This window comes from Burkholderia sp. BCC1977 (assembly GCF_905339595.1).
Taxonomy (GTDB): Bacteria; Pseudomonadota; Gammaproteobacteria; order Burkholderiales; family Burkholderiaceae; genus Burkholderia.
This window is the reverse complement of record NZ_CAJPGQ010000161.1, coordinates 1-655: the sequence shown is the minus strand read 5'-3', so window position 1 is coordinate 655 and position 655 is coordinate 1. Positions and strand designations below refer to the sequence as shown.

Annotated in this window: 1 pseudogene; it reads left to right on the top strand. The window is 64.3% G+C overall.

What is annotated here, in order from left to right:
* A pseudogene (locus U5771_RS35260) lies at positions 1–655 on the top strand (hypothetical protein); the annotation flags it as partial.

Genomic DNA, 655 nt, shown 5'->3' with positions numbered 1-655 from the left:
TGCAACGGGTAAGGCCGGCACCGACGCGGTGAACGTCGATCAGCTGACGAAGGCGATCAGCGATGTGGAAGGCGGCATGAACCCGCTGGCCGTGTCTTACGACAGCGTGACGAAGGACAAGGTGACGCTGACCGGCGAGAACGGCACGACGCTGACGAACCTGAATGCGGGCAAGGTGAGCGTGGACAGCAAGGACGCGGTCAACGGCGCGCAACTGTACGGCACGGCGAAGAGCGTGGCGGACGCGTTGGGCGGTGGCTCGACGGTGGACGAGAGCGGCAAGGTGAAGGCGCCGACGTACAGCCTGACCGACCCCACGGACAGCTCGAAGAAGGTCGACCATCACACGGTCGGCGATGCGCTGGAGAACCTGGACGGCCGTGTGGCGAGCAACACGGGCGACATCACGAACATCAATAACCAGTTCACGAACACCGGCCTGGTGGATGGTGATGGCGACACGCGTGCCGCGGTGACGTACGAGAAGAACGTGGACGGCACGCCGAACTACAAGTCGGTGAAGCTGGCAGGCGCAGGCGGCACGACGCTGTCGAATGTGGCGGCGGGCAAGGCCGACATGGACGCGGTGAACGTATCGCAGCTGAAGTCGTCGGGCCTGATCGGCGAAGACGGCAAGTCGCTCGCAGCAATCACT